Annotated in this window: 19 protein-coding genes and 2 pseudogenes; 9 read left to right on the top strand and 12 right to left on the bottom strand. The window is 70.6% G+C overall.

Features of this window, described 5'->3' with window-relative positions; all coding sequences use genetic code 11:
- Complete coding sequence (locus tag GA0070616_RS02060) at positions 1–834, bottom strand: MerR family transcriptional regulator (RefSeq protein WP_091075291.1); 834 nt, start codon at positions 832–834, stop codon at positions 1–3.
- 202 nt (positions 835–1036) lie between these two features.
- Here GA0070616_RS02060 and GA0070616_RS02055 point away from each other — a divergent pair, with 202 nt between their 5' ends.
- The gene (locus tag GA0070616_RS02055) at positions 1037–2230 is read left to right on the top strand and encodes a tetratricopeptide repeat protein (protein ID WP_091075287.1); all 1194 of its coding nucleotides are present in this window, start codon (positions 1037–1039) and stop codon (positions 2228–2230) included.
- Between the two features lie 29 nt (positions 2231–2259).
- Here the strand turns inward: GA0070616_RS02055 and GA0070616_RS02050 are convergent, their stop codons facing one another.
- The 7 genes and pseudogenes from GA0070616_RS02050 to GA0070616_RS02020 form a co-directional block, all read right to left on the bottom strand.
- Positions 2260–2838, bottom strand: a complete 579-nt coding sequence (locus tag GA0070616_RS02050; protein WP_091075283.1) for a hypothetical protein — start codon at positions 2836–2838, stop codon at positions 2260–2262.
- Complete coding sequence (locus tag GA0070616_RS02045; RefSeq protein ID WP_091075279.1) at positions 2835–4169, bottom strand: hypothetical protein; 1335 nt, start codon at positions 4167–4169, stop codon at positions 2835–2837. Before GA0070616_RS02045 ends, GA0070616_RS02050 begins: the two co-directional genes overlap by 4 nt.
- Complete coding sequence (locus tag GA0070616_RS02040; RefSeq protein WP_091075276.1) at positions 4166–4972, bottom strand: ABC transporter ATP-binding protein; 807 nt, start codon at positions 4970–4972, stop codon at positions 4166–4168. The genes GA0070616_RS02045 and GA0070616_RS02040 overlap by 4 nt, the downstream gene beginning before the upstream one ends.
- Before the next feature lie 33 nt (positions 4973–5005).
- Complete coding sequence (locus tag GA0070616_RS02035) at positions 5006–5812, bottom strand: cupin domain-containing protein (protein WP_091075273.1); 807 nt, start codon at positions 5810–5812, stop codon at positions 5006–5008.
- Positions 5809–6348 carry an RNA polymerase sigma factor gene (locus GA0070616_RS02030; protein WP_091075269.1) on the bottom strand — a complete coding sequence of 180 codons (540 nt, stop codon included), beginning with the start codon at positions 6346–6348 and terminating at the stop codon, positions 5809–5811. The genes GA0070616_RS02035 and GA0070616_RS02030 overlap by 4 nt, the downstream gene beginning before the upstream one ends.
- A gap of 228 nt (positions 6349–6576) precedes the next feature.
- Positions 6577–7398: pseudogene (locus GA0070616_RS02025) on the bottom strand (DUF2470 domain-containing protein); the annotation flags it as partial.
- Positions 7399–7555: 157 nt separating this feature from the next.
- The gene (locus GA0070616_RS02020) at positions 7556–7852 is read right to left on the bottom strand and encodes a DUF1540 domain-containing protein (RefSeq protein ID WP_091075265.1); all 297 of its coding nucleotides are present in this window, start codon (positions 7850–7852) and stop codon (positions 7556–7558) included.
- Between the two features lie 370 nt (positions 7853–8222).
- Between GA0070616_RS02020 and GA0070616_RS02015 the strand changes: the two genes are divergently transcribed.
- Entirely contained in the window at positions 8223–8747 is a 525-nt protein-coding gene (locus GA0070616_RS02015) for a DinB family protein (RefSeq protein ID WP_091075261.1), read from the top strand.
- 58 nt (positions 8748–8805) lie between these two features.
- On the opposite strand, the gene GA0070616_RS02010 is transcribed toward GA0070616_RS02015, so the two are convergent.
- Positions 8806–10155, bottom strand: coding sequence for an extracellular catalytic domain type 1 short-chain-length polyhydroxyalkanoate depolymerase (locus tag GA0070616_RS02010; protein WP_091075258.1), 1350 nt, complete (start codon positions 10153–10155; stop codon positions 8806–8808).
- A gap of 278 nt (positions 10156–10433) precedes the next feature.
- Between GA0070616_RS02010 and GA0070616_RS02005 the strand changes: the two genes are divergently transcribed.
- The 5 genes from GA0070616_RS02005 to GA0070616_RS01985 all read left to right on the top strand — a co-directional run bounded on the left by GA0070616_RS02005 (position 10434) and on the right by GA0070616_RS01985 (position 16935).
- The gene (locus tag GA0070616_RS02005; protein ID WP_091075255.1) at positions 10434–11399 is read left to right on the top strand and encodes a PaaX family transcriptional regulator; all 966 of its coding nucleotides are present in this window, start codon (positions 10434–10436) and stop codon (positions 11397–11399) included.
- A 159-nt stretch (positions 11400–11558) separates the two neighbouring features.
- Complete coding sequence (locus tag GA0070616_RS02000) at positions 11559–12362, top strand: SGNH/GDSL hydrolase family protein (RefSeq protein WP_091075251.1); 804 nt, start codon at positions 11559–11561, stop codon at positions 12360–12362.
- A 483-nt stretch (positions 12363–12845) separates the two neighbouring features.
- The gene (locus GA0070616_RS01995) at positions 12846–14300 is read left to right on the top strand and encodes an endo-1,4-beta-xylanase (RefSeq protein WP_091075248.1); all 1455 of its coding nucleotides are present in this window, start codon (positions 12846–12848) and stop codon (positions 14298–14300) included.
- A 47-nt stretch (positions 14301–14347) separates the two neighbouring features.
- Complete coding sequence (locus GA0070616_RS01990) at positions 14348–15739, top strand: RICIN domain-containing protein (RefSeq protein WP_217628173.1); 1392 nt, start codon at positions 14348–14350, stop codon at positions 15737–15739.
- A gap of 98 nt (positions 15740–15837) precedes the next feature.
- The gene (locus tag GA0070616_RS01985; RefSeq protein ID WP_175439953.1) at positions 15838–16935 is read left to right on the top strand and encodes a serine hydrolase domain-containing protein; all 1098 of its coding nucleotides are present in this window, start codon (positions 15838–15840) and stop codon (positions 16933–16935) included.
- 547 nt (positions 16936–17482) lie between these two features.
- Here GA0070616_RS01985 and GA0070616_RS01975 read toward each other — a convergent pair.
- Positions 17483–17920, bottom strand: a pseudogene (locus GA0070616_RS01975) (integrase core domain-containing protein); the annotation flags it as partial.
- A 182-nt stretch (positions 17921–18102) separates the two neighbouring features.
- Complete coding sequence (locus GA0070616_RS01970) at positions 18103–18504, bottom strand: hypothetical protein (protein ID WP_091075241.1); 402 nt, start codon at positions 18502–18504, stop codon at positions 18103–18105.
- Between the two features lie 2765 nt (positions 18505–21269).
- Here GA0070616_RS01970 and GA0070616_RS28585 point away from each other — a divergent pair.
- The gene (locus tag GA0070616_RS28585; RefSeq protein WP_245712618.1) at positions 21270–21497 is read left to right on the top strand and encodes a hypothetical protein; all 228 of its coding nucleotides are present in this window, start codon (positions 21270–21272) and stop codon (positions 21495–21497) included.
- Positions 21498–21926: 429 nt separating this feature from the next.
- The gene (locus GA0070616_RS01950) at positions 21927–23987 is read left to right on the top strand and encodes a cellulose binding domain-containing protein (RefSeq protein ID WP_091075234.1); all 2061 of its coding nucleotides are present in this window, start codon (positions 21927–21929) and stop codon (positions 23985–23987) included.
- A 140-nt stretch (positions 23988–24127) separates the two neighbouring features.
- Here the strand turns inward: GA0070616_RS01950 and GA0070616_RS27920 are convergent, their stop codons facing one another.
- Complete coding sequence (locus GA0070616_RS27920) at positions 24128–24286, bottom strand: hypothetical protein (RefSeq protein WP_175439952.1); 159 nt, start codon at positions 24284–24286, stop codon at positions 24128–24130.
- Positions 24287–24301: the final 15 nt, after the last annotated feature.

The following is a 24301-nucleotide window of genomic DNA, read 5'->3' as shown; positions in this document are numbered from 1 at the left end:
TCACTCCGGCTGCTGTTCGACGGGGGCGCTGCTCAGCACCCCGTCGTCATGGATCTCCTGGCGCAGACGTGCGATGTCGACGAACCTTCCGTCGTCGAGCGGGTGGGCGTGGAGCAGCCGCAGGATCACGGTGCCGTACTTGGCCATCGTGTTGCGGCCCGGCATGAAGATCGCCAGTTCGTCGCGAGCGGCCTGCGCGTGCACGAGGAGGTCGGCGGGCAGCGCCGCCAGCGCAGCCGTGGTCGCGGCCACCGGAACCTCGACCATCCAGGCCGCACCCTCACCGTCGAGAACGCGTCGGTCCGGTGTCTGGGTCTCGAACGCCAAGGCTCGCCGCGGCCTGCCCAGGCACCTGACGCCGACCTCCTGCACCCTGGCGACCAGTTCGGCGGTGGCCGCCGCGACGGTGGCCTCGGCCCTGTCCCACTCCTGCGCGTCACGTCCGAGCGGTGTGCCGTGCACCAACATGGCCACCACCGTCATCGCCGGCACGTGCCGCAACCGGGGTTCCGGCTGCGCTTCGAAGACACTGCGGGCGGCCCGGATCGCCTCGTCCTGGGCCCCGCGCTGCCGATGGACCTCGTCGCTGTGCCGGTCGAGCAGGGCAACCGCCCGGTCCGGTTCGTCGAGGGCCTGCCGGACGAGCTTGACGCTCATCCCGGTGTCCCGCAGAAGCGCGATCAGCATGGCCTGTTCCACCTGGTCGAACGCGTACGAGCGGTAGCCGGTCCGCTCGTCGGTCTCCGCCGGCACGAGCAGGCCCTCGGCGTGGTAGAAGCGCAGGGCCTGAGGCGACAGGTGGCACATCTGGCTGAACTCACTGATCGACAACATGACACCAGGGTGACCCTTGCAGTAACCGGAAGGGCAAGTTCCCGCTTCCGACGGCCCACCCGACCACGTCAGCCCGCCCGGTAGTCGACGGGCTCGCCTGGTGCGCCGCGCGGGAACTCGACCCGCTGCGGCAGCCCGGCCCGGGCGCAGGGCGGCATCCCGTCCGGGCCGGGCCGCGACGAACCGGCCTACACTGCACACCGTGGCGTTGACGGCGTACGAGCAGGGTCTGCTGGCGGTACGGCGGGGGGAGTACGGCGTCGGCCGGGAACGGCTGGAGTCGGCCGGCGACGACTCGCAGGCGCTGTTCCTACTCGGCTGGCTCGCTGGCGAAGGGCTCGGAGAGCCGGTGGACGCGGCGAAGAAGGTGTCGCTGTTCGAGCGCGCCGCTGAACGGGGCAGCCCCGAGGCGGCGTTCAACCTCGCCGCGATCTGTGCCAACGAGCAGCGCTACCCGGCCGCTGTGGACTGCTACCGGCGCGCAGCGGAACTCGGCCGGCCGGAGGCGTACCGGATGGCCGGTGTCATGTACGCGACCGGACAGGGCGTCGCCGTCGACGACGTCGAGGCCGAGCGTCTCCTCCTGGCCGCGTTGGCAGGTGGCGACCACCAGGCCTCGTTCGAGCTGGGCATCCTCTTCGCCCACCACCGGCGGGACCCGGTGGTGGCGGCGCAGTGGTTCCTGCGTGCCGCGAAGGAGGGCAGCGCGCCGGCGGTGCGGGAACTCGTGCTGCTCGTGCCGCGGCTTCGCGAGCTGGCAGCCGCCGACACCCGCGCACGAACGATACTCGGCGTCGTCCTCGCCATCCATCTCGGCGAGCGGAACGCCGGCGCCGAGTCGCTGGAGGTCTCCGCGGCCGGAGGCGACCCCGAGGCGCAACGGGCGCTGGCCTTCCTGCTCGATGACGACGCAGGCCGGCCGGAGGACAGGGAACGGGCCGTGGCGCTGTTCCGGGCGGCGGCCGAGGCCGGTGACGGCTACGGCGCCTACAACCTCGGCGTCACCACCAGCGATCCACACGAGGCGGTGCGGTGGTTGCGGCGGGCCGCGCAGGGCGGAGTCTCCGAGGCGTACCCGCAGCTGGCGAATCGCCTCAGCGAACTCGACCTCGATGACGAGGCGCTGCACTGGTACGTCCGTGGCGCCGAGGACGGGCACGCGGGGTGCATGTTCGCCGCGGCCTGCTGGTACCGGGACGGGTTCGGTGGTCCGGTCGACCTGGTTCAGGCGCTGCGTTGGTACCTCCGCCTGCTCGACGCCGACAACGGCGACGGGATCCACGAGGCGCACAAGATCGTGCCCATGATGACCGACGACCAGATCCACGAGGCCGGGCGCCTTTCCGGTCGGCTCCTGGAGGCCGACGTCTTCGTGGTCAGCCGGCGTACGGCGTGACCCCCGGCGCGTCCCGCAGATGCCGTGCGTCACCGGCGGCCACCGAGGACCGCATGGGCGAGCACGCCCACGAAGCCGATGGCCACGGCGGTGACCGTGGCCGAGGTGGTGCCCGGCGGCTGCATCATCCAGGTCAGAACCTCGCGAAACGTCGGCGAACTCGCCGGCCCGGTCAGCAGCACCGTCAGGGTCCACCCGGCGGGCAGCAGCCAGGCCCACTGAGCCCCCCAGGCAACTCCTCCGAGGGCGAGCAGCCCGCCGAACCCGGCAGCGTCCCGCACCAGGAGCGCCACCGCCGCCAGTGGGTCGCTCACCAGTGCCGGCGCGGCGGCGACGGCCGCAGCGGTCGCCATGATGGCCAGGACGTGTGCGGCACGCCGGGGCAGCCAGGCCAGCGCGGCCGACCGGTCCAGGGCCGGGTCCGCCCCGGTGAGCCCTGGTCCGAACGCGACGGTCGCCACCAGCACCGTCAGCAGCGCGACCGACAGCCTGAGCCGGGGCACGTCGGTCGCCTGGCCCAGCCACCACAGCACCGTCGCGGCGGCCAGCGCCGCCGCCGCCGAGGCGGGGACGCCTCGGCACCGCAGGTGCAGCGCGAGCCATCTCATCGAGCGTCGCCGACGAGAACGTCGAGCAGATTCACCTGTACGCAGGCCAGTGCCGCCTCCCGCAACGCGGCGACGCGGGCCCGCTGCTCGGTTGCCGGCAACGATCGCAGCTTCTCCCACGCCCGAAGCGCCGCATCACCGTACTCACCGGACGGTGGTGGGGCGTCGACCAGCCAGGCCGCCGCCGCGAGCCGCGCGGTGTGGTGTGCTCCGGCCGCGTCCGGCTTGCCGAGGATGTACGTACACGGCCGCGTCCCGGCCCCGTCCAGCAGCCGCCACCGCAGTTCGTCCGGAGTTGCCTTCGTCCCTCCCCACGGGTCGAGTTCCAGTTCCACGAGCAGGGTGTCGTGTGGTCGTGCCCGGGCCTGCGCCTCGTACCACGGGACGGGGGTTTCCCGGACGGAGGTGGGCGCCTGCGGAAGCTTCGCCGCCAGTGTCGCGAGCGCCTGCCGCGCCGGTTCCCGCAGGTCCGCCAGGGCGGTGGCGTGCACCCTGGTGACACAGACCCGCGGCCCGGATTCGCACACGGGTGCGGCAGCCGCCGGGTCGGGCACCGGCAGCCGCTGACGGTCGGCGGGCAGCAGCGCCAGGGCGGTGACGGCCGCGACCGCTGCCGGCAGGAGGGCCACCAGCCGGGTGCCGCGGGTGGCACAGACGAAACCGGCGAGGCCGGTGACGGCCAGGCCGACGAGCCAGACGGTGTGCGCGACGCTGACTCTGCCGGTGACCGTCACGAAGTCGCCCCAGAACCCGAACGGCGACGGCGTCAGCAGGTGGACGACCTTGGGCACGTGGGAGTATCCACGATCGGTGATGGCGACCATCGCCACGGCCGCACCGACGACAGCGGTGACGGCCGGGGTCAGACGCGACGGCACGAGCGCGCCGACGGCCATGCCGAGCCAGGCACCGGACACCATCCAGAGGACGCCGACCCCGGCCAGCACCACGGACTGGCCCGGCAGGTAGCTGGCGAGCGCCGCGACCTGGGCCGCGCCGGTGGCGTACATCAGGACGTAGCCGGCGGCCGCCGACAGTGCCATCGCGGCGGCTGCCGGCAGGACCCGCTGCCAACGCGGCCGGGCGGTCGTCGAGATCAGCTCGTCGGTGCGGCACCTGCGGTCACGTCCCGCGTGCCAGGCGCCCAGGCCGAGGGCCATGGGCCAGAGGATGAACAGGTACTCCCGCTGCCAGAGCGCCAGGAGCATCCAGCGTCCGCCCCAGCCGCCCACGGCGACGTACAGCAGGGCGGCTCCGAGCAGGGCCGTCCCGGCGGCGACCCAGAGCGCGGCCGACCGGTGGATCTCGATGCGCAGGATCCGCCCGGTCATGCCGCGCCCTCCGTGTCCCGGTGCCGGCGCAGCAGTTCGGAGTACCCGCGTTCGGCCGCGCTGTCGCCCACCACCCCGTCCTGACCCAGCTCCACCAGGTCGGCGGGCACCCCGTGGAACACCACCCGTCCGGTGTCCATCAGCACCACGCCCGTGCACGCCGCCACCACGTCCTCCACCAGATGTGTCGACACCAGTACGCAGGTGTGGGTGCCCAGTTCCCGCAGCAACGACCTGAAGTCCGTCCGCTGCTCGGGGTCGAGGCCCACCGTCGGCTCGTCCAACAGCAGGATCTCGGGGTCGTTGACGATGGCCTGCGCGATCCCCGCCCGCCGGAGCATGCCTCCGGACAGCGTCTTCATCCGTGTGTTGCCGCGATCGGCGAGCCGCGTCCGTTCCAGCGCACGCTGGACCGCGTCCGGTACGTCGCGCGCGGGCATCTCCTTCAACCAGGCCATGTACTCGATGAACTCCCGCACCGTGAACCGGCCGTAGAAACCGAACTCCTGCGGCAGGTATCCGATCGAGCGCCGCAACGTCCGCAGGTCGAGGCGTCCGCCGGTCGCGTGACCCAGCAGTTCGAGGTCACCGCCGGCCGGGCGCAGCACGGTCGCCAGCACCCGCATCAACGTCGTCTTGCCGGCGCCGTTGGGCCCGAGCAGCCCGTGCACACCGACGCCCAACGACAGGTCGAGACCGTCGACGACGAGTCGCCGACCGGCCCGGACCCGCAGGTCCACCGCCCGGATCGCCCAGGCGTACGTTGTCGGCGCCGTGTGCGCGGCGCTGATCGCGTTCCTCATTCCGTACTTCCTCTTCATCGAAGTTCGGCGGATTCATCGAAGTTCGGCGGCGCTGTTGCGACGGGCCACCAGTACGACGGTGACGACCGCTGTCAGCGCGGCCCAGCCCGGCAGGGCGGCTTCGGTCAGCAGCACCGACATCCGGGCGGTGACGATGCTCGGCCCGATGACCACCGCCGCCCACAGCACCGCCAGCCCTGCCGTGGCCCGGGGCAGGCCGACCACCTCACCCAGCGCCAGCGCGCACATCGTGAAGGCCAGGCACGGCAGTAGCCAGCGGGCGGGGGAGGTGTCCACCAGCCAGCCGGCCACGGCGAGCACCGGAATGACCACGACGAGGACGACGAAGGTTCGCCGCAACACCAGACCGAGGCCCGCCCGCGCTGTCGCGGCGACCATCTCGTGGGCCGGATCGACCCGCTGCGTCCAGGCGGTGGCGACTCCGAGGAACGGCGCCACCGGAGCGAGGAGGACGACCAGCGAAGGCAGCGTCCCGCCGCTGGTCGCGGCCGCCAGGTCGAAGCCGAGCGCGACCAGGACCACGAGCACCGTCGTCGCGAGCCAGGGAACGACCACCGGCGTCACCCACCGGGTGGACCGGGACGGCAGCCACCGACGTCGGGCGGGGGCCGGCGCGGTGGCGGCGACCGCGGCGTTCAGATCCGTCCAGACCCGGGCCAGCAGCGCCGCCGTGTCGACGTCGCCGACCTCGGCCAGCCTGCCCCGGCAGTGCGCGCACTCCTCCAGATGTGCCTCCATCGCCCACAACACGTCCGGCGGGATGCCGGCGTCCCCGGCGACGTACCGGCCCAGCAGGTCGGTCGAGATGTGTGCGGTCATGACAGCGCCTCCCGCAGAGCCAGTCGCGCACGGCGGGCGCGAGTCTTGACGGTCCCCTCCGGCAGGCCGAGCAGGACCGCGGTCTCGTGGACCGTGAGTCCGTCCACCACCATGGCGTGCAGAACCTGGCGCAGCTCCGGCGCCAGCCTGCGCAGGGCGTCCCCGACGTCGTCACCGACCGTGCCGGCCAGTGCCACGTCCTCCGCCGCCGGCGGGTTCTCCAGGGCCAGCGGCAGCGGCACCGCCTGCGAGTCCCGCGCCCGCCGCCGGAACGCGTCGATCAGCCGCCGCGCGGCGATGGACCACAACCAGCCGAGCCCGCTGCCGGCGCTCACCCCCGCGAACGAGTCGGCGGCCCGCCACACCGCCAGATACGTCTCCTGCATGACATCGGCGACCAGGTCGTCGTCATCGCAGCGCCGACGCAGCCGGACCAGCAGCCACGGGGACGTCCGGCGGTACAGCTCGTCGAAAGCCGCCCGGTCGCCGCGCGCGGTGCGCCGCACCAGTTCGGTCTCATCCACCCTCACACCCATACAGACGCCGGAACACAAGATCAAGTTCTCTCGCGACGGGAGGAGCCGTCGTCACGCCACCGGGCGACGTGGGAACGGGAGGTCGCGGACCACCAGGAGACCGCGAGCGGGTGCGGTCCGTGGTCGGCGGTGTATGAGCCGCGCCGGCGTTGACGTCGGCTGCCGGAAAGGGGGCGCCACGGTCGTCGGTCGTGGCGGAACGGGTCGGGTCAGTGCCGGGTCGGGTCAGTGCCGGGTCGCGCCGGCCAGCAGTGTTCGCAGCCCCTCGACGAGGTCAGCGCCGCGGGCGACCCGACGGGCGAACGGCAGCCGTACGTCGGTGTGTCCGTCGGGCCTCTCGGCGCGGAGCACGATGCCGTCGGCGTCGACGGCGACCGGCGCGATCCGCGTCGACCGGGCGGTCAACGCCGGTTCGACCAGCGCCGCGAGCCGGTCGACGACGTCGCGGTGCCGTTGAGCGAGGTGTTGCAGGTGGCCGGCTTCGTCGGCGGCGAGCGGGTCCGGCCGTGCCGCGCGGTAGGCGCCGATGTCCACCGTGAGGCGGTGGGAGTCGCGGACGATGCCCACCTCGGCCGGTTCGACCGCCCACAGCGCGACGGGTGGTAGGTCGAGCAGCGACAGGATGGTGTCGCTGTCACAGTAGTCCAGGCTGCCCGGATCGAACCGGCGGGCGGTGCCCCGCACCCAGGCTTTGGCTCGGACCCGGGACCGTACGGTGACCGGGATGAGCTGTGTCACGTCGAGCCGTACCGCACCTGGTCGACCGCGGGTGGCGACGAGCAGGCCACCGGTCGGACTCATCGCGTCGACGGCGAGGACCACCGTGCCGTCGGGCAGGACGGCGTGGGAGTCGACGAGGTCGACGGTGGTGTCGCCGAGGCGGAGTCGCAGGGACGGCGTGGCGGACAGGACGGAACGAAGCGTCACGGCGTCCGCGTCGGTCGGCACGGTGTCCGCACCGACCACGGACGCCACCGTGGTCACGGTGGCGTCCGTGGTGGGCGCGCTGTCCGCCAGGTCTGCCGACCGTCCGGCTGGATGGAACGCCATGTCAGTCCCTTCGGCCACGAAGTGAGGTGGGGCTCGGCCTAGGGAAACAACCTTAGTAGGTTAGGCTAACCTTGCCAAGGCGGTGTGGTGTCGTACCGCCTCGGTCGCTGTGCGACCACGTGGCGCCGTGATCCCGGCGGATCGGCACCTGCGGCCGTCAGGCGGGCTGGTAGGTGAGGCAGTCGCTGGCGGTGGCGCCGGGGCCGACGGTGATGGACTCCGCCGTGCAGGCGAGGTTGGTGTTGTAGACGCACTCGGAGCGGGCGCAGGCACCCACGGCCCCGGTCACCTCCGCGACCCCGCCGCTCACCGACGACTCCACGAACGTCGCGCATGACGCGGCGTCACCCGCCGAGGCCACCGTGATCGCCGGAGCGTGGCAGCCACTGTCGTTGAAACTGCACGCCGTGGCGGCGCATTCGCGCACGGGGGGTGACTGCAGCAGGGTTTTCATGATGCCTCCACGAAGTCGGAGCCGGCGGAGTGGAAAAGGCGCGCCGGCTCGGCGTGCTCGTACGTCAGTTGTGTTTTCCGCGCAGGTGTCAAGGTAAACCCCGCCACCAGCCGGCAGTCGTGCAATTCGTGCTCGGAGCCACCCTAGCAGTGGAACAACGCCTGCGGAGCGTTCGTGCCCGCCTTTGACCCGCGCTTCGCGTCGCCGAAGAACGAAGATTAGCCTGGCCTTTGTTAGGTCAGGCTTGCTTTACCCGGGCCGCCGAAAGAATGGCCGCCACCGCCATTTCGGGGTGCCGGCGGAAAAGGCGGAGACCGGTTGCCACGAAAACCGTTCGACGGGGAACCTCGGGCGGGGGCAGCATCGCCTGATGCCGGCATCCCGTCTCGACCTGCTGCGGTGGCAGTTCGACCTGACCTGGTCGCTGTTCGAGTACCACCTGGAGCGGTTGGATCCGGAGGACGTCCTCTGGGCGCCCGCCGCGCACTGCTGGACGGTGCGACCCGGGCCGGACGGCGGGTGGGTGCCGGACTGGGCGGACGCCGAGCCCGACCCTGTCCCCGTGCCGACGATCGGTTGGATCACCTGGCACATCGGCTGGTGGTGGACCGTCACGATCGACCACGCTCAGGGGCGGACGCCACGGGAGCGCACCGAGATCGCCTGGCCCGGTGACGCTGGCAGGGCGGTGGCGTGGCTGCGCGACCTCCGTGCCCAGTGGTCGACGGTGCTCGACGGCCTCGACGACGCCGCCCTCGACGTCACCGCTCCGTTCCCGTGGCAGGGCGATCCCGACCACACGGTCGCCCACATGGTCGCCTGGGTCAACGCCGAGCTGATGAAGAACGCCGCCGAGATCGGTCAGCTCAGGTTGCTCCGGCAGGCGGGTGGCTGAGGCGGGCTGGCCGGGCCGGTGCGGGGCGGGCCGGAGTGGCCCCCTCCGGCCGGCGGTGTCAGACGACCGTGCAGGGCACGCCGTTGAGGGTGAACGAGTCCGGCCTGGCGGTGTCACCCGTGTGCGTGGCCTGGAAGCCGATGGTGACCGATCCGTTGACGGGGATCCCGGCGTTGTAGGCGAGGTTCCGGGCCGTGACCTGCCCGCTGGTCGGGGAGTAGGAGGCGTTCCAGCCCGAGGTGATGGTCTGCCCACCCGGCAGGGTGAAGGCCAGGGACCAGCCGTTGACGGCGCTGGTGGCGGTGTTGGTGACGGTGATGTTCTCGGTCAGCCCGGTGTTCCAGGCGTTGACGGCGACGGTCACCCGGCAGGCACCGGAGCCCGGCGGCGTGGTCGGGGTCGGCGACGCGGTCGGGCTGGGCGACGTGGTCGGGGTCGGCGACGTGGTCGGGTCGGGCGGGTCGGTCAGGCCGAAGAACTGGATGGCGGACGCGGCCATGCCGCCGCCGGGCAGGCTGTGCCCGGCGCCCTGGATGCTGTACGCCTCCACCTGGACGGTGCCGCTGGCGTCGGCGTACCTGCGCCGGTTCCAGTTGGCCTGGGGCGTGTCGGTGGAGGTGGGTGTCTGGCTCAGCCCGAACACGTTGGTCCACTGCTCGATCGTCTCCTGCAACAGTGAGAACGGCACGAGCGTGTCGTTGGTGCCGTGCCACAGCTGCACCCGTGGCCGGGGGCCGGTGTGGCCGGGATGGGCCACCCGGACCGGGTCGCCCCACTGCTGCGGGCTCCGGTTCATGTTCCCGCCGGTGCACTGGCTGCCCGGGGGCGGGAAGTCCGCCGCGTTGGCGAAGCAGTTGTACGGCACCCCCATGAACGCGGCGCCGGCCTTGAACAGGTCGGGATACAGGGCCAGCAGGTGGTTGGTCATCATCCCGCCGGACGAGCTGCCGGTGGCGTAGACCCGGTCCGGGTCGGCGCCGTACTGCTGCTGCACGTGGCGCAGCATGGAGACGATCGACACCGGGTCGCTGCCGCCGTCACGGCGTTTGGCGGCGTCGGACCAGACGTCGAAGCAGTTGCCGAACCCTGCCTGCTGGGTCGCCGTCGGGTAGATCACGATGAAACCGTGCCGGTCGGCCAGGGTGGCGAACTCGCTGCCGGAGTGGAAGCCGGGGCCGGATCCGCCGCAGCCGTGCATGGCCACCACGGTCGCCGGCCGGGCCGGGCGGGAGTCCGGCACGTAGACGTGCATGCGCATCCGGCCGGGGTTGTCGCCGAAGCTGGTCACCTCGGTCAGCGACGCCGCGTACGCGGGCCTCAACGCGGGGGCCACCAGCCCGGCGGTCACCAGGCCGGCGGCAACCAGTGACGCGACCAGGCCGAGCAGCACTCTCCTTCTGATTCTCACGGGACGACTCCTTCGGTCACCTGTGCGGTCTGAGATGGGTGCGCGTTGCGGTCGCGGGTGCGCCCGTCTTCCCGCGGTGATCGCACGCGGCCCACCACCTGTGGCTCGCCCTGCCCGGCTCGTGTGGCGTCACGTAGCACTTAGTGTTCCTGCCGGTCTGACAAGTGTCAATCCAAGTCCCTCGATGAAGACTGGGTCGCGCCTGCCACGGTGAACCGGCCCGCCAGCGGCCCGTCTACAGTCGTCACACCGTCCCCGAGCCGAGCCCCGGAGCGCCTATGGCAAGCCCGTTCGACATCGAGGACATCTACCCGGACGACACCGACCACCCGCTGCGGCTGCCCCGGCGGCAGGTCGGCACCTCGACCCAGGGCGTCGCGGTGACCCTGCTGGCCGACTACACCCTGCGGACCCGTGCCGCGCTCCCGTCCGCCGCCGTCGTCGCGCTGCTCACCGAGACCGGGGTGACGACGGCCGGCGCGCGTACCGCGATCAGCCGGCTGGCCCGGCGCGGCGTACTGGACGGCAGTCGGCGGGGACGGCACAGTTCCTACCGGCTCAGCCGCGCCGCCGCCGCCAACCTGTCCGCCGGCGGCCACCGCATCCTCGCCCCCACCGACACGACGTGGGACGGGTGCTGGACGATAGTCGCCTTCTCGCTGCCGCAGGAGCGAGGTGCGCAGCGCCGGGCCCTGCGCGGCCAACTCCGCTGGTGCGGCTACGCGCCGCTGTACGACGGGCTGTGGATCTCGCCGTACGACCTGACCCCGCCGGCCCAGGCGCAGCTCGCCCAACTCACCCCCGGTGCCGTCACCGTGTTCCGCGCACGGCAGACCGCGCTTGCTTCGACGGGCAGCCGCGCCCCCATCGACGCCTGGGACGTCGACGCGATCGGCCGGCACTACGAGCAGTTCCTGCGGCGCTGGACACCACTGCTGCCCCAGGTGGAGGCCGGCCGGGTCGACGGCGCGGCGGCGGTGCGGGCGCGTACCGAGGTCATGGACACCTACCGGCGCTTCTCCACCCTCGACCCGCAGCTTCCCCTGGAACTTCTCCCGCCGGGATGGGGCAGGCGGCCGGCCCGCGAGCTGTTCTCGGCGATCTACGACGGCCTCGCCGAACCCGCCCAGCGGCACGTCCGGGCGGTCGTGGCCCGGTTCACCGACGGCACGCAGCCGGGCATCCAGGCCCACACCACCGCCGACCTGCTCATCGGGGTGCGCGACGACGCGAGCGGCCCGTAACCGGCTCGGGACGAATCGGCCTGTTGACACCTCCGCCGACCGCCCCACCGTCGGCGGAAAGCGCCACGATCACGGAAACCCTCTGCAAAGATCTTTCCTGCTTCGATATTTGATGATATCTATCTCTCACTGAACCTCCCACCATCACCGGAGCGCGACGTGCAGAGATCCCGTCTGGCAACAATCACCCTGAGCATGGTCGCGACCCTGGTCGCCACCCTCACCCTGGCGACACCCGCCCAGGCCGCCCCCAGCGACCACTACGTCGCCCTCGGCGACTCCTACTCCTCCGGGGTGGGCGCCGGCAGCTACACCGCCGAGAGCGGCTCCTGCAAACGCAGCACCAAGGCCTACCCGGCGCTGTACGCCGCCGACGTGCGACCCGCGTCGTACCGCTCGGTGGCCTGCTCGGGCGCCACCACCACCAGCGTGGTCAACACGCAGCTCGGCGCGCTCAGCGCCACCACGACGCTGGTCAGCGTCACGGTGGGCGGCAACGACGTCGGCTTCGCCAACATCATGACCACCTGCGTGCTCTACGGCACCACCAACTGCGTCGCCGCCGTGCAGGCCGCCGAGGACAAGGCCCGGGCCGAGCTCGCCACCATGCTGCGTAACGTCTACAACGGAATCCGCAACCGGGCGCCCTCGGCCCGGGTGGTGGTCGTCGGCTACCCGGTCTTCTACCAGTTGGGCACGACGTGCGTCGGGCTCAGCGCCACCTCGCGTGCGAAGATCAACGAAGGTATCAACCTGGTGAACGACATCACCCGCAGCGCCGCCGTGGCCGCCGGGTTCGCCTTCGCCGACGTCCGGTCGCAGTTCGTCGGGCACCAGCTGTGCAGCTACGGCACGAAGTGGTTGCACGCCCTCAACATCGCCAACATCGGTGTCTCCTACCACCCGACGGCGGCCGGCCAGTCCGGCGGCTACTACCCGGTGTTCCGCTCCGCGGCCGACTGACGCCTGCTTCTCCCCGCGGTCCTCGCTGAAGGGGCCCTTGCCTGGCAGGGGCCCCTTCAGTCCGTGGAGCGGTCTGGTCGCCGTGCCGGCAGCCGCCGTCGGCCACCCTCCCGTACGGCGAGTCCGAGCCCGACATCCCTCGCGATCGCCCGACCCATTGGCTGAGAGCGATAACAGCCCTGTCGTTAAGTGTCCGCCGGGGCACCCGTCACGTCTTGACGAACGACATGTTATCGCTCACCCTCGATGTCGAATGACGACTCCTGTGGCTCACCGGGCGAGCCGCACAGGTCGAATCTCGGGCATTGCGGCGTCCCCAGGGCATGCGACGTCGCCTGCGAGTTCCCCGTAGCTGCCGGCCACGCGCGCCGGCCCGCGCGTGCCGGGAGTGGCGCTCGTGCACCCCGCTGACCGCACGACGATCCGCACCGGCCGTCGCGAGCCGACCCCACACCCTCACCACCACCACGGAGAAGGAACGACATGACACCCAGAAGAGCCCTGGCGACGGCGACACTCACCGTGGCACTGATCGCGGGCATGACGACGGCGCTGGCTCCTGCGGCCGGTGCCGCCGGAACGACACTGAAGGCGGCGGCGGCCGAGAAGGGCCGCTACTTCGGTGCCGCCGTCGCGACGGGCAAGCTCTCCGACGGCCAGTACGTCGGCATCCTCAACCGCGAGTTCAACAGCGTCGTCGCCGAGAACGAGATGAAGTGGGACGCCACCGAGCCGCAGCAGGGTCGGTTCACCTACACCGGCGGCGACCGCCTCGTCAGCCACGCCCGGGCCAACGGCATGAGCGTACGTGGCCACGCCCTGCTCTGGCACGCACAGCAGCCGGGCTGGGCGCAGAACATGTCCGGCAGCGCGCTGCGCAACGCCGCGATCAACCACGTCACCCAGGTGGCCACCCACTTCCGGGGGCAGATCCACTCCTGGGACGTGGTCAACGAGGCGTTCGCCGACGGTGGCAGCGGCGCGCGGCGTGACTCGAACCTGCAGCGTACGGGCAACGACTGGATCGAGGCGGCGTTCCGCGCGGCCCGGGCGGCCGACCCTGGCGCGAAGCTGTGTTACAACGACTACAACACCGACGGCATCAACGCGAAGTCGACCGGCATCTACAACATGGTGCGCGACTTCAAGGCCCGGGGTGTGCCGATCGACTGCGTCGGCTTCCAGTCCCACCTGGGCACCTCCCTGGCGGGGGACTACCAGGCCAATCTGCAGCGCTTCGCCGACCTCGGCGTCGACGTGCAGATCACGGAACTGGACGTCATGACCGGACCCAACCAGGCCAACATCTACGCCGCCGTCACGCGCGCCTGCCTGGCCGTCGCGCGCTGCACCGGCGTCACGGTCTGGGGGGTGCGCGACAGCGACTCCTGGCGCGGCAGCGACGACGCCCTGCTGTTCGACCGGTCGGGCAACAAGAAGGCGGCGTACAACGCCGTCCTCGACACCCTCAACGCAGGCACCACGCCGCCGCCGGGTTCCCCGGTGGACACCAACGCCTGGTACGTGCTGCTCAACCGCAACAGCGGCAAGGCGCTGGACGTCTACAACTGGTCGACGGCCGACGGCGGTCGCCTGACGCAGTGGCCGCGCACCAACGGCACGAACCAGCAGTGGCAGTTCGTGGACTCCGGCGGTGGCTACTACCGGCTGAAGTCCCGCCACTCCGGCAAGGTGCTCGACGTCTACAACTTCTCCACCTCCGACGGGGCGGCCATCGTGCAGTGGGCCGACGGCAACGGGGTCAACCAGCAGTTCCGGCTCGCCGAGTCGTCCGACGGTTACCTGCGGCTGATCAACCGCAACAGCGGCAAGGCGGTGGAGGTGCAGGGCGCGTCCACCGCCGACGCGGCGAACATCGTCCAGTACTTCGACTGGGGTGGCAGCAACCAACAGTGGCAACTGATCCGCATCGGATAGCCGGGCGCCCGCACAGAGCTTCGGGGAGGGACGTTCCTGTGAGACCCATGAATGACAGGGCGGCGGCCGGCGCGTGGTCGACGCCGTACCGCGCCCGCCGGTCGTGGCTGGCCGTGCTGCTGGCGATGGCGACGGCGATCGCCGGTGGGGTCGCGGTCGTGGTGGCCGCACCGGCCGCGTCCGCGGCGACGGTCGACACGAGTGCGTGGTATGTGCTGGTCAATCGGCATAGTGGCAAGGCGTTGGATGTCTACGGCTGGTCGACGGCTGATGGTGGTCGGTTGGCACAGTGGGCGCGTACGGATGGGGCGAACCAGCAGTGGCAGTTCGTGGATTCCGGTGGTGGGTTCTACCGGTTGAAGTCCCGCCACTCCGGCAAGGTGGTGGATGTCTTCAACTTCTCGACGGCCAATGGTGCGTCGGTGGTGCAGTGGGCCGACGGCAACGGGGTCAACCAGCAGTTCCGGTTGGCGGACTCGGCGGGTGGTTACGTGCGTCTGGTCAATCGCAACAGCAACAAGGTGGTGGAGGTACAGGGTGCCTCAACCGCTGACGGTGGCAGCATCGTGCAGTACGACGACTGGGGTGGGGCCAACCAGCAGTGGCAACTGGTCCGCGTCGCCGACACCGGCAACCCGCCGCCGGACGGCACCGGATGCGGCAGGGCGCCGACGCTGTCCAGTGGCACGCACACCATCCAGAGCAACGGCAGGAGCCGCTCGTTCATCCTGCGGGTGCCCGCCGACTACGACGCCAACAACCCCTACCGGTTGATCTTCGCGTTCCACTGGCGGGGCGGCACCATGCAGGAGATCTCCTCCGGCGGCACCAGCGGAACCCCCTGGTCCTACTACGGCCAGCAGGAACAGTCGAACAACAGCGCGATCCTGGTCGCGCCGCAGGGGCTCGGCAACGGCTGGGCCAACACCGGCGGTGAGGACGTCACCTTCGTCGACGACATGATCAGGCGCATCGAGAGTGACCTCTGCGTCAACCCGAGGCAGCGGTTCGCGCTCGGCTTCAGCTGGGGCGGCGGCATGAGCTACGCGCTGGCCTGCGCGCGGGCCACCGTCTTCCGGGCCGTCGCGGTCATCTCCGGCGCGCAGATCAGCGGGTGCAGCGGCGGCACGCAGCCCGTCGCGTACTTCGGGCTGCACGGCATCTCGGACAACGTCCTGTCCATCGCCCAGGGCCGGTCGCTGCGCGACACGTTCGTACGCAACAACGGCTGCACCGCCCAGAGCCCACCCGAGCCGGGGGCGGGCAGCCGCACGCACATCACCACCACCTACTCGGGATGCCGGGCCGGCTATCCGGTGCAGTGGGCCGCGTACGACAACGGTCACCTGCCGGGGCCGGTGGACGGGACGTACGCCGAGAGCGGCATCACGACCTGGACCAAGGGTGAGATCTGGAGGTTCTTCGCGCAGTTCTCCTGACCCCGCGTGACCGACGTCGATGCTGGACGGCAGCGCCTGCTCCCGCACCAGGGAACAGGCGCTGCCCGCTCTCGCCCACGTCTGGTAGAAGGAACAGGGTGACCACGAAGGCCCCGCAGGACCTGGCCGACCTCGCGCGACGCACCGCCGACCTGCTCGCCGCCCGCCACGTCGGCGTCGTGGTCGGCGCCGTACGCGGCGACGAGAGCGCCGTCGGGGCGGCCGGGCGCACCGGCGTCGACCACGAGGGTCGCCCCGACGCCCACACCCTGTTCGAGATCGGTTCGGTGACCAAGGTGTTCACCGGGTTGGCGCTGGCGCGGCTGGCCCTTGCCGGCACCGTCGACCTCGACGAGCCGGTACGCGCTCTGCTGCCCGCCGGCACCGCCGTGCCGTCGCGCGGGGGCAGGGAGATCACCCTGCGTCACCTGGCCACCCACACCTCCGGGCTGCCCCGGCTGCCCGCCGGTGTGCGGTGGTGGGCTGCGCCGTGGCGTACCCCGCCCGATCCGTACGCCGGCTACACCGCCGACGTCGTCCTCGCCGGCCTGGCCCACACCGGGCTGCGCGCCACGCCCGGCGACCGGTGCCGCTACTCCAACCTCGGCGCCGGCCTGCTCGGCCTGGCCCTGGCGACCCGGACCGGCACCGACTACGAAACCCTCGTCGCCGCCGACGTGTGCCAGCCCCTGGGCCTGACCGACACCGCGATCACCCTCGACGCGGCACGGCAGGCACGGCTCGCCCAGGGGCACACCGGGCGCCGACGCCCCGTCCCACCGTGGCACCTGGCCGCCCTCGCCGGCGCCGGCGGGCTGCGCTCCACCGCCGCCGACCTGGTCACCTTCCTGCACGCCCAGCTCGACGCCACCACCGAAGGCACCCGTCAGACCGCCGCCGGCCCCACCGCCGATGCCATCCGGCTCAGCCGCGAGATCACCCATCCGATCAACCGCTGGACCTGGACCACCCTCGGCTGGATGGGGCTGCGCCTGCACCCCCGCTTCGGCTCGGCCCACCAGTTCTGGCACAACGGAGGCACCGGCGGGTTCCGGTCCTGGATCGGGCTCATCCCCGACCGACGAGCCGCCGTCGCGGTGCTGACCAACACCGCACACGCACCCGACACCCACGCCTTCGACCTGCTCCGGGCCCTGGCCTTCGGCGGCGACCTGAACGGCAGCAGCCGGCCGTGAGCGAGGCGCGCCCGGCCAGTTCGTCGGGGCCGAGAAACCCGTCCGGACGCACGACATCTCCCTGCAAACGTGGTGGGGGAGGGAGGTAGTGGGGCGATGCCGCTGGCGGCGTCGAGGTGGACGGTGCCGCTGTAGCGCGAGGTCCGCACGTCCTCGGCATAGCGTTCACTGACCTGCCAGGTGCCGTCAGGAGGCAGGAGCGGCCGCAGCTCACCGCTCAGTGGGGCGTCCAACCGGGCGGTGCCGGCTGCCACTCGTACCCGGTGATGGCGTTGGCCAGGGTGTCTGGTCGCAGTACGACCAGCGCCTCGATGCGCATGTCGGTCGGCCCGGACACGCCGCCGGTGTCGATTCCCGCCGGTGCTGCCTGCCAGTGGGCCTCGGCGAAGTCGCCGAGGTGCGGGAACCGTTTGGCGATGGGTTCCCTGTCGGTCCGTACCGGTGCTGGGCTCACGCTGGTGGTCCTGCCCGTCGGGTCCTTGCGGGCGGCGATCGAGGGTGCGCTCGACGAGCCCTCGCCGGCGGCAACCGGCCTGCTAGCTGTACTGCCAGGGACGTTGGTCAACCTGGTGGTGGGCGGTTTGCCGCTGGTAGCGGTGTGGGGCCGGTGGTGATTGTAGTGATGGAGCCAGGCGGGTAGGGCTGCTCGTCGGGTGTGCTCTGAGTTGTAGAAGCGTCGTGGTGCCCAGCCCTCGGTCATGGTGCGGTGGAACCGTTCGACCTTGCCGTTGGTCCGAAGACGGTAGGGACGGGTCTTTTTCGGTTTGATGCCGAGATGGTGGCATGCTTCGCGCCAGGCGTGTGATCTGTAGGCCGAGCCGTTGCCGGACAGGACGCGTTCGACGGTCACGCCGCGGCCGGCGAACCAGGCGACGGCGTTGCGCAGCACGTCGATCGCCGTGGCGGCGGTTTCGTCGTCGCGGACCTCGGCGTAGGCGACGCGGGAGTGGTGGTCGATGTGCACGAACGCGGTGCCGATGTTCGGTGCGTAGCGGCTGTTGCGGTCGCGCTGTAGAGCTTGCACATGACCTTGGCGTCGACGTGGCGGACCGCGCCTTCCGGCAGCGCCCGCATCTTTACGGCTCATGTCTCGGTGGCGGTCCAGTGGTCGTTAGGCGCGTCCGGGTCCCCGCCACCGGGGGTGGCGGGGACCCGGACGCGCCGATGTCAGGACGAGATGGTCAGGTGGAACGCCCGGTCGGCGGGCGCTCCCGCCGAGTTGAACGTCTGGACGAAGACGCCGTTCGGCACGCCGAAACGGCCGACCACGGCGATCTCGCCGCTCGGCGAGGAACCGATGGAGCCGGTCAGGCCGAGGCTCCCGACGTACGCGGAGCGGGTCAGGTCGTGGCTGAACACGACCTGGTACTGCCCGACGCCGAGGCGGGTGGCCGAGACGGCCCCGAAGCCGCGGGCCAGAACACCGTTGGACTCGACCACAGCCCAGAAGAGCTGCGCGGTCGGCGGCATGCCGGTGAAGGTGGCGGGGACCAGGAGTGCGCCGGCCTCGGCGATGTCCTTGGCGCTCGGAGCGGGCTGGTCAGCTGTCTTCTTGGGCTCGTTGGACATGGTGACTCCTTCGACTGTTGCCGCGAGGGTGCGGCCCACTTAGAGGGGGAAAAGGGCAAATCTGATGATCAGACGTCACTTGCCGGTTGAATCTGATCAATACCCTTTATAGGTCAAACGGTAGCCGCCGTGACCCGCCCCGAACCAGGGATCAGGCGTGACCAATCATGGACAACCGACTATTTGACCATGGCTCTGAGCTGCGCAGACGGTGCCACCTGTGGCACCGCAGTCTGGTCAACTGCTGGTGGGCCGCCGCCGCATGTAGGTGGAAGGCGATCGCCTCGTCCGCCTGCCCCCAACTCCCGGTACGCCTCGCCGGCACCGTCGAGAGCCATCGCCTCCTGACTGCGGTCACCGAGTTGGCGCTGAATCGCCGCCCCCCGGTGCACGGCCTCCAACGCCTCAGCGGGCCGACCCGACGCACGCCGCACCCTGGCGTACTCGACCAGCCAATGCGCCAGCCGGGTTGGCGTCGCCTTCTGCGATACCAGCGCCCGCGCGATCGCTCGCCGGGATTCAGGAGCAGCGGCAGATCCCCAGCAGTGACGGCACCACCCCCCAAACGAGACAGGCATCCGGGTGCGGAGCCCGTGCAGCCGGAAAGCTACCGACGCTGTCCGCGGGACATGTGGCAGCGCTGTTCGCTGCCCTGATGGTGTGCGCCACCTCGGCGAGAGAAGGCTTGGCTCCCCGCATTCGTTCCTGAAGGGCGCGGGCGGCGTCCGCCAGATCCCGCTGGCTGGACTGGATTCGACCCTTGTACCCCGAGGTGCCGGAGGGCGCGGAACCACGGAGCCGGTCGAGCCAGCATCAGGAGTGCGGTCGGGTCGGTCGTCGTTCTCCCGGTCACGCCGGAAGCTGCGCCTGGCGGCCCGACGTGTCGAGGGCGAGGTGGACCAGGTCCGCGAACGCCCCGCGCTTACGCGTCGCGTCCGCGCCCTTCCACACAGACAACTTGAACTCGGCGATCGCCGGTCGGTCTCCAGGTCGTACGGCCGGCTCGGGTCGTTGCCCGCCGCTAGCGACGGCCGGCGGACCACCCGTTCATCCTCTTCGAGAGGATCAACGGCAGAGCCTGGGTGATCACGGCGGCGCCCGCAGGGCGATATGCGAGGTGAAAGATCTGCCCATCCAGCCGGAAACGGTGCGCGTGTCGTCTGGTGCGACTCGTGTCCGTCATGTGAATCCGGCTACTCCGGCGTCGGGTCGTCGCAGACTACGAGCGACCGACGCGACGACCTGTCGCGAATCCGGCTCGCTCTCTCTTGAGGACGGCAGGTCAACCAGCCGAGCCGGGCGCCGTTGGGCCGCCCCCTGCTCGTGAGTATGTGCAGCGCAGCAACTGTGGTGGCTATCAACAGGACGGCCAGTGAAGTGATCTCCGCGTTCTCCGAGGCATCGCATTGATCAAAGGGGGGCGTTGCCCTCGGCGACGTACGGGTAGGCGGTCGCCCTCGACACTCCGAATCCCGCTCCGGGGGTGGTGGTCTTGTTCTCATCTCCGCAGAACCACACCAACACCAGAAGTGCCTGGTAGAAGCACGTCGGCTTTCGGACTCGACGGCGAGTACCCCGCCTACCGAGGCACCCCCACGCGCAGTCCCCAGCATTGTCCGTTCTGGACGCTACGTTCATGTGGGCCCGATAGGTGCTCCGATCCCTGCTGAGATCACCCCACTCTCTGCCAAACAGGTAATCCGCCTACTTCCGGATGCCGGTCGTCGTTGGAGCCGGCACCATTATCAGCCTTTGTCGGATCCCCCCGTGCCGCGTCACTATTCTCCTAGATGAGCTGTTTGGTTACGTGGTCGGATTGCGGTGCGCCAACAGGCTTCCCCTTCCCTTTTGTACCTTGACACGCAGAGGCGATGCGGCCATTCTCATTGGCATCCTGTTCGTGTAATTGTTACGAGTAGAGGAGAAAGTTGATGGCTATCCTGACTCTGGCACGGGCGAAGGTCACCGCCGGTGGTGTCGAGGACGTCGCCTTCGGTGGTGTCGAGGACGTCGCCTTCGGTGGTGTCGAGGACGTCGCCGCCAGCTAAGACAACGCGGCTGGGGCGCTGGTCGTCGGCGACATGTCGCCCAAGCCGATACCACGTTGACCAGTTCGGGCTCGACCGTGGTCTCGGCAGTTCCGAGCGCCAGCTCGATGGGCTGGCGCTCGGCTTCTGGGAAGGAGAGCGGGCCCGCCGACGTCCGCTACTTCCGGGCGCCTCCTCGTTCGACAGCCCGCCGATGCCGTTGTCATCGGCGGGCTGTGGAGACAACCGGAGGTCGTGCGGTGGCCGTGTGCCCCAGAGTAGACATCCACCGGGAATCAGACGTGCGCGGGAAGTTCGCCTTGGCCGCGCGACCAACCAGGGCGGTCAGGGTGGCATCCACTCCGGCTCCGACGACGACGCCCCAATCGGAATGCCCTCCGCCAAGGTGATGACCGACCGCTGCGTCCGGTACCTGGCCAGAAGCATTCCTCGCCACCGGCGGCGGTGACGCCGGTCAGCTCGCCGTCTCCGACCTCGACGCCTTCGAGCCCGCCTCGATGGCCGTCACCGAGGCGGGCTCGAACTCACCCGACAGGCCGAGCTGGCCTGGCCAGACAAGCGGATCGCCATCGTGCTCACCGGGCCGTCCGACGACCCGGAGACCGAAGACCGCGACCGGGCCTACGCGGAGGCGGGCTGGCACGCCCGCACCGCACGGGAACGGTCGGTGGACGAGTTGGTGGCACAGATCAAGGCGACGAGCGGGGGAGGACGTCGATGCACACCGGGGCAACCCCGCGGATGCTGTACCGCGCCGACATCGGTGCGGTCCACGAGTTCATGCACAAGTTCCGGCACGCCCCGGACAATCCCGGGCTCGCACTGAAGGCGCTCAACAGCGTCGACGGCGTGCCGGCCCCACGAGCGGGCACGCGCCGGTTCGCCATGTCGGCAGTTGGCGGCGGTTCGGTCGATGTCGTCGTGCGCAGCGCTTTGAAGGCGTAGCGCATCGGACCGGGACCGCGATCCCGATTCACCTGCGAGTCCTGGCCCTGCTGCCGATCCTGCTGGTCTTTGTCGGTGGTGTCCTCGGCGGACTCGTCGGAGCCTTCGGTGTACTGGCGAACCTGGCCGTCGCCCGTGCCCGGAATCCTTCCACCGTCAAGGCGGCGATCATGGTCGGTGTCGCAGTCGGGGCGTCTGTCGTCTGGTTCGCCAGCGCAATCGCGGTGCGGGCAACGATCAGCTGAGCTCGTCGAGCGTTCGGGGGTTCCAGTCGCTTGAGATTGCCGGACCGGCCGTGACATTCTTGGCCGTCGATAGCGTTCCGTGTCGCGCGGGGCTGACCGCCGTCCGAAGGGCAGCCGGGATCCGATCAGGACCCCGGACGGACGGGCTACTCACCATTCGTTCATCGTGAAGGAAGCCAGCCCCATGCCCGTTCCGAAGAGTCGCGTGGCACTCCTGACGAGCCTGTTGCTCGTCGCAGCCGCGCTGCCCGGCATCAACCCCTCGACCGCCAGTGCGGCACCCGACCCGGTCACCGTCACCGTGAACGCCCGCGCGGGCCTCGCGCCCGTGCCCGACACCGCGCTGGGCATCAACCACGCCATCTGGGACCAGCACCTCGGCAGCGTCGAGACGTCGGACCTGCTGCGCGACGCCGGCGTGCAGATGATGCGCTATCCCGGTGGCTCGTACGCCGACATCTACCACTGGAAGGACCACACCGCCCCCGGCGGGTACGTCGCACCGAACACCGACTTCGACACCTTCATGGCGGGGGTCCGGCGGGCCGGCGCCCAACCGATGATCATTGCGAACTACGGCACCGGTACGCCCGCCGAGGCCGCCGAGTGGGTGCACTACGCCAACGTGACCAAGGGCTACGGCGCGAAGTACTGGACGGTCGGCAACGAGAACTACGGCAACGGCCACTACGGGTCGGCGTGGGAGGCCGACGAGCACCCGGACAAGAGCGCGTCGTACTACGCGCGGTTGGTCGTCGAGTACGCCGACGCCATGAAGGCGGTGGACCCGAGCATCGAGGTCGGCGCGGTGCTGACGATGCCGGGCAACTGGCCGGATGGGATCACCGCCGGCGACGATCCGGGCCCCTGGAACCAGACCGTGCTCTCCATCGCCGGCTCCAAGATCGACTTCGTGGACGTGCACTGGTACCCCGGTGGCAGCGCCGCCCAGTCACTGGCCCGCACCAACCACGTCGCCGAGGCGACGTACCTGCTGCGGCAGCAACTCACCCGGTACGCCGGCCCGAACGCCGACCGCATCGGCATCAGCCTGACCGAACTGAACGTCGACGAGGGCCGCAACACCCAACCCGGGGCGCTGTTCCTGGCCGACGCCTACAGCGAACTGCTGGCCAACGGCGTCTTCACCGTCCAGTGGTGGAACGTGCGTAACGGCATCGGCACCGTGTCGCAGGTTGCCGGCGAGACCGACTACGACGACTACGGCATCCTCTCCAGCGGTGGCTGCACCGAGGACGGCTCGGTCTGCCAGCCGCCGCTGAACACGCCGTTCGCGCCCTACCACGGGCTGACGATGATGAAGCTGTTCACCACGGCCGGTGAGCAGTTCGTCCGAGCCGGCACCGACGAGCCCCTGGTCACCGCGCACGCCGTCCGCCGCCGCGACGGCGACCTCGCGGTACTGCTGGTGAACAAGGACCCGGACAACGCACACCCGGTCACCATCGACTACGCCGGGTTCACCCCGTCGGCCGCCGCCCCGACGGTGTCCACGTTCACCAACGGTGCCGCCGGCATCACCACCGGCCAGTCCGGCTCCGCCACCGGCCGGACCCTGCCGCCGTACTCGTTGACGACCCTGGTGCTGCGGCCGGCCGGCGTGACCGCCGGGCGGCCCGCGGCACCGGGTCAGCCGGCCGTCGGCGGCGTCACCGAGCGGTCCGCGACGATCTCCTGGCCGGCGGCCACGCCGGGCGGCAGCCCCATCGCCAAGTACGAGGTGTACCGGCAGAACGGCGCCGTCAGCGAGCAGCTCGGCGAGACCGCGAGCACCTCGTTCACGGTCGACAACCTGGTGCCCGGCAGCAGGTACACCGTGAACGTGCTGGCCCGGGACACGGCCGGACGGGTGTCCTGGTCCTCACCGCCGCTGACCTTCGCCACCGGCGCCCCGGCCACCAGCTCGTGCAGCGTGCGCTTCACCACCGACAACGACTGGGGCAACGGCTACATCGGCGGCGTCGAGATCACCAACAACGGAACCCAGCCGATCAACGGCTGGACGCTGACCTGGACGTGGCCGACCGGCTGGCAGCAGGTGAGCAGCGGCTGGAACGCCACCTGGGAGCAGGTCGGCACCGGCGTGCGGGTCACCCCCACCGACGACAACCGGCAGATCGCCGCCGGCGGCAGCGTGAGCGGCGGCTTCGTCGGCGCGTACAGCGGGCCGAACGTGCTGCCCACCGTGTTCACCCTCAACGGCACCGTCTGCACGACCGGCTGACGACACGGTGGTCCGGTCGGCCTGTTCCTCGGGCTGGCCGGACCACCGGTGCGGCGATGCCGCTCGCGGCAGGGTCGTTCCGTGCCACGTGACCCGGACACCGCCCGGTCAGCGCCCTGCCCCGCTGCTTTCGCTCGCGGTCACAGAGACACGATGACAGGCTGCACCTGAACGTTCCTGGTCAACTGCTGGGGCGAGGGAACGGGCGTGCTGACATTGACGGACAGGTTGTAGCCGTAGATGACGACCCCGTCGAGGTGGTTGGCGCCGGGCCAGTTCGATTCCAGGCGGACCGCCATCTGAGTCGGAAGAAT

Source organism: Micromonospora nigra (genome assembly GCF_900091585.1).
Lineage (GTDB): Bacteria > Actinomycetota > Actinomycetes > Mycobacteriales > Micromonosporaceae > Micromonospora > Micromonospora nigra.
Note: the sequence above shows the minus strand (reverse complement) of the source record. Positions and strands in the feature narration are given on the sequence as shown.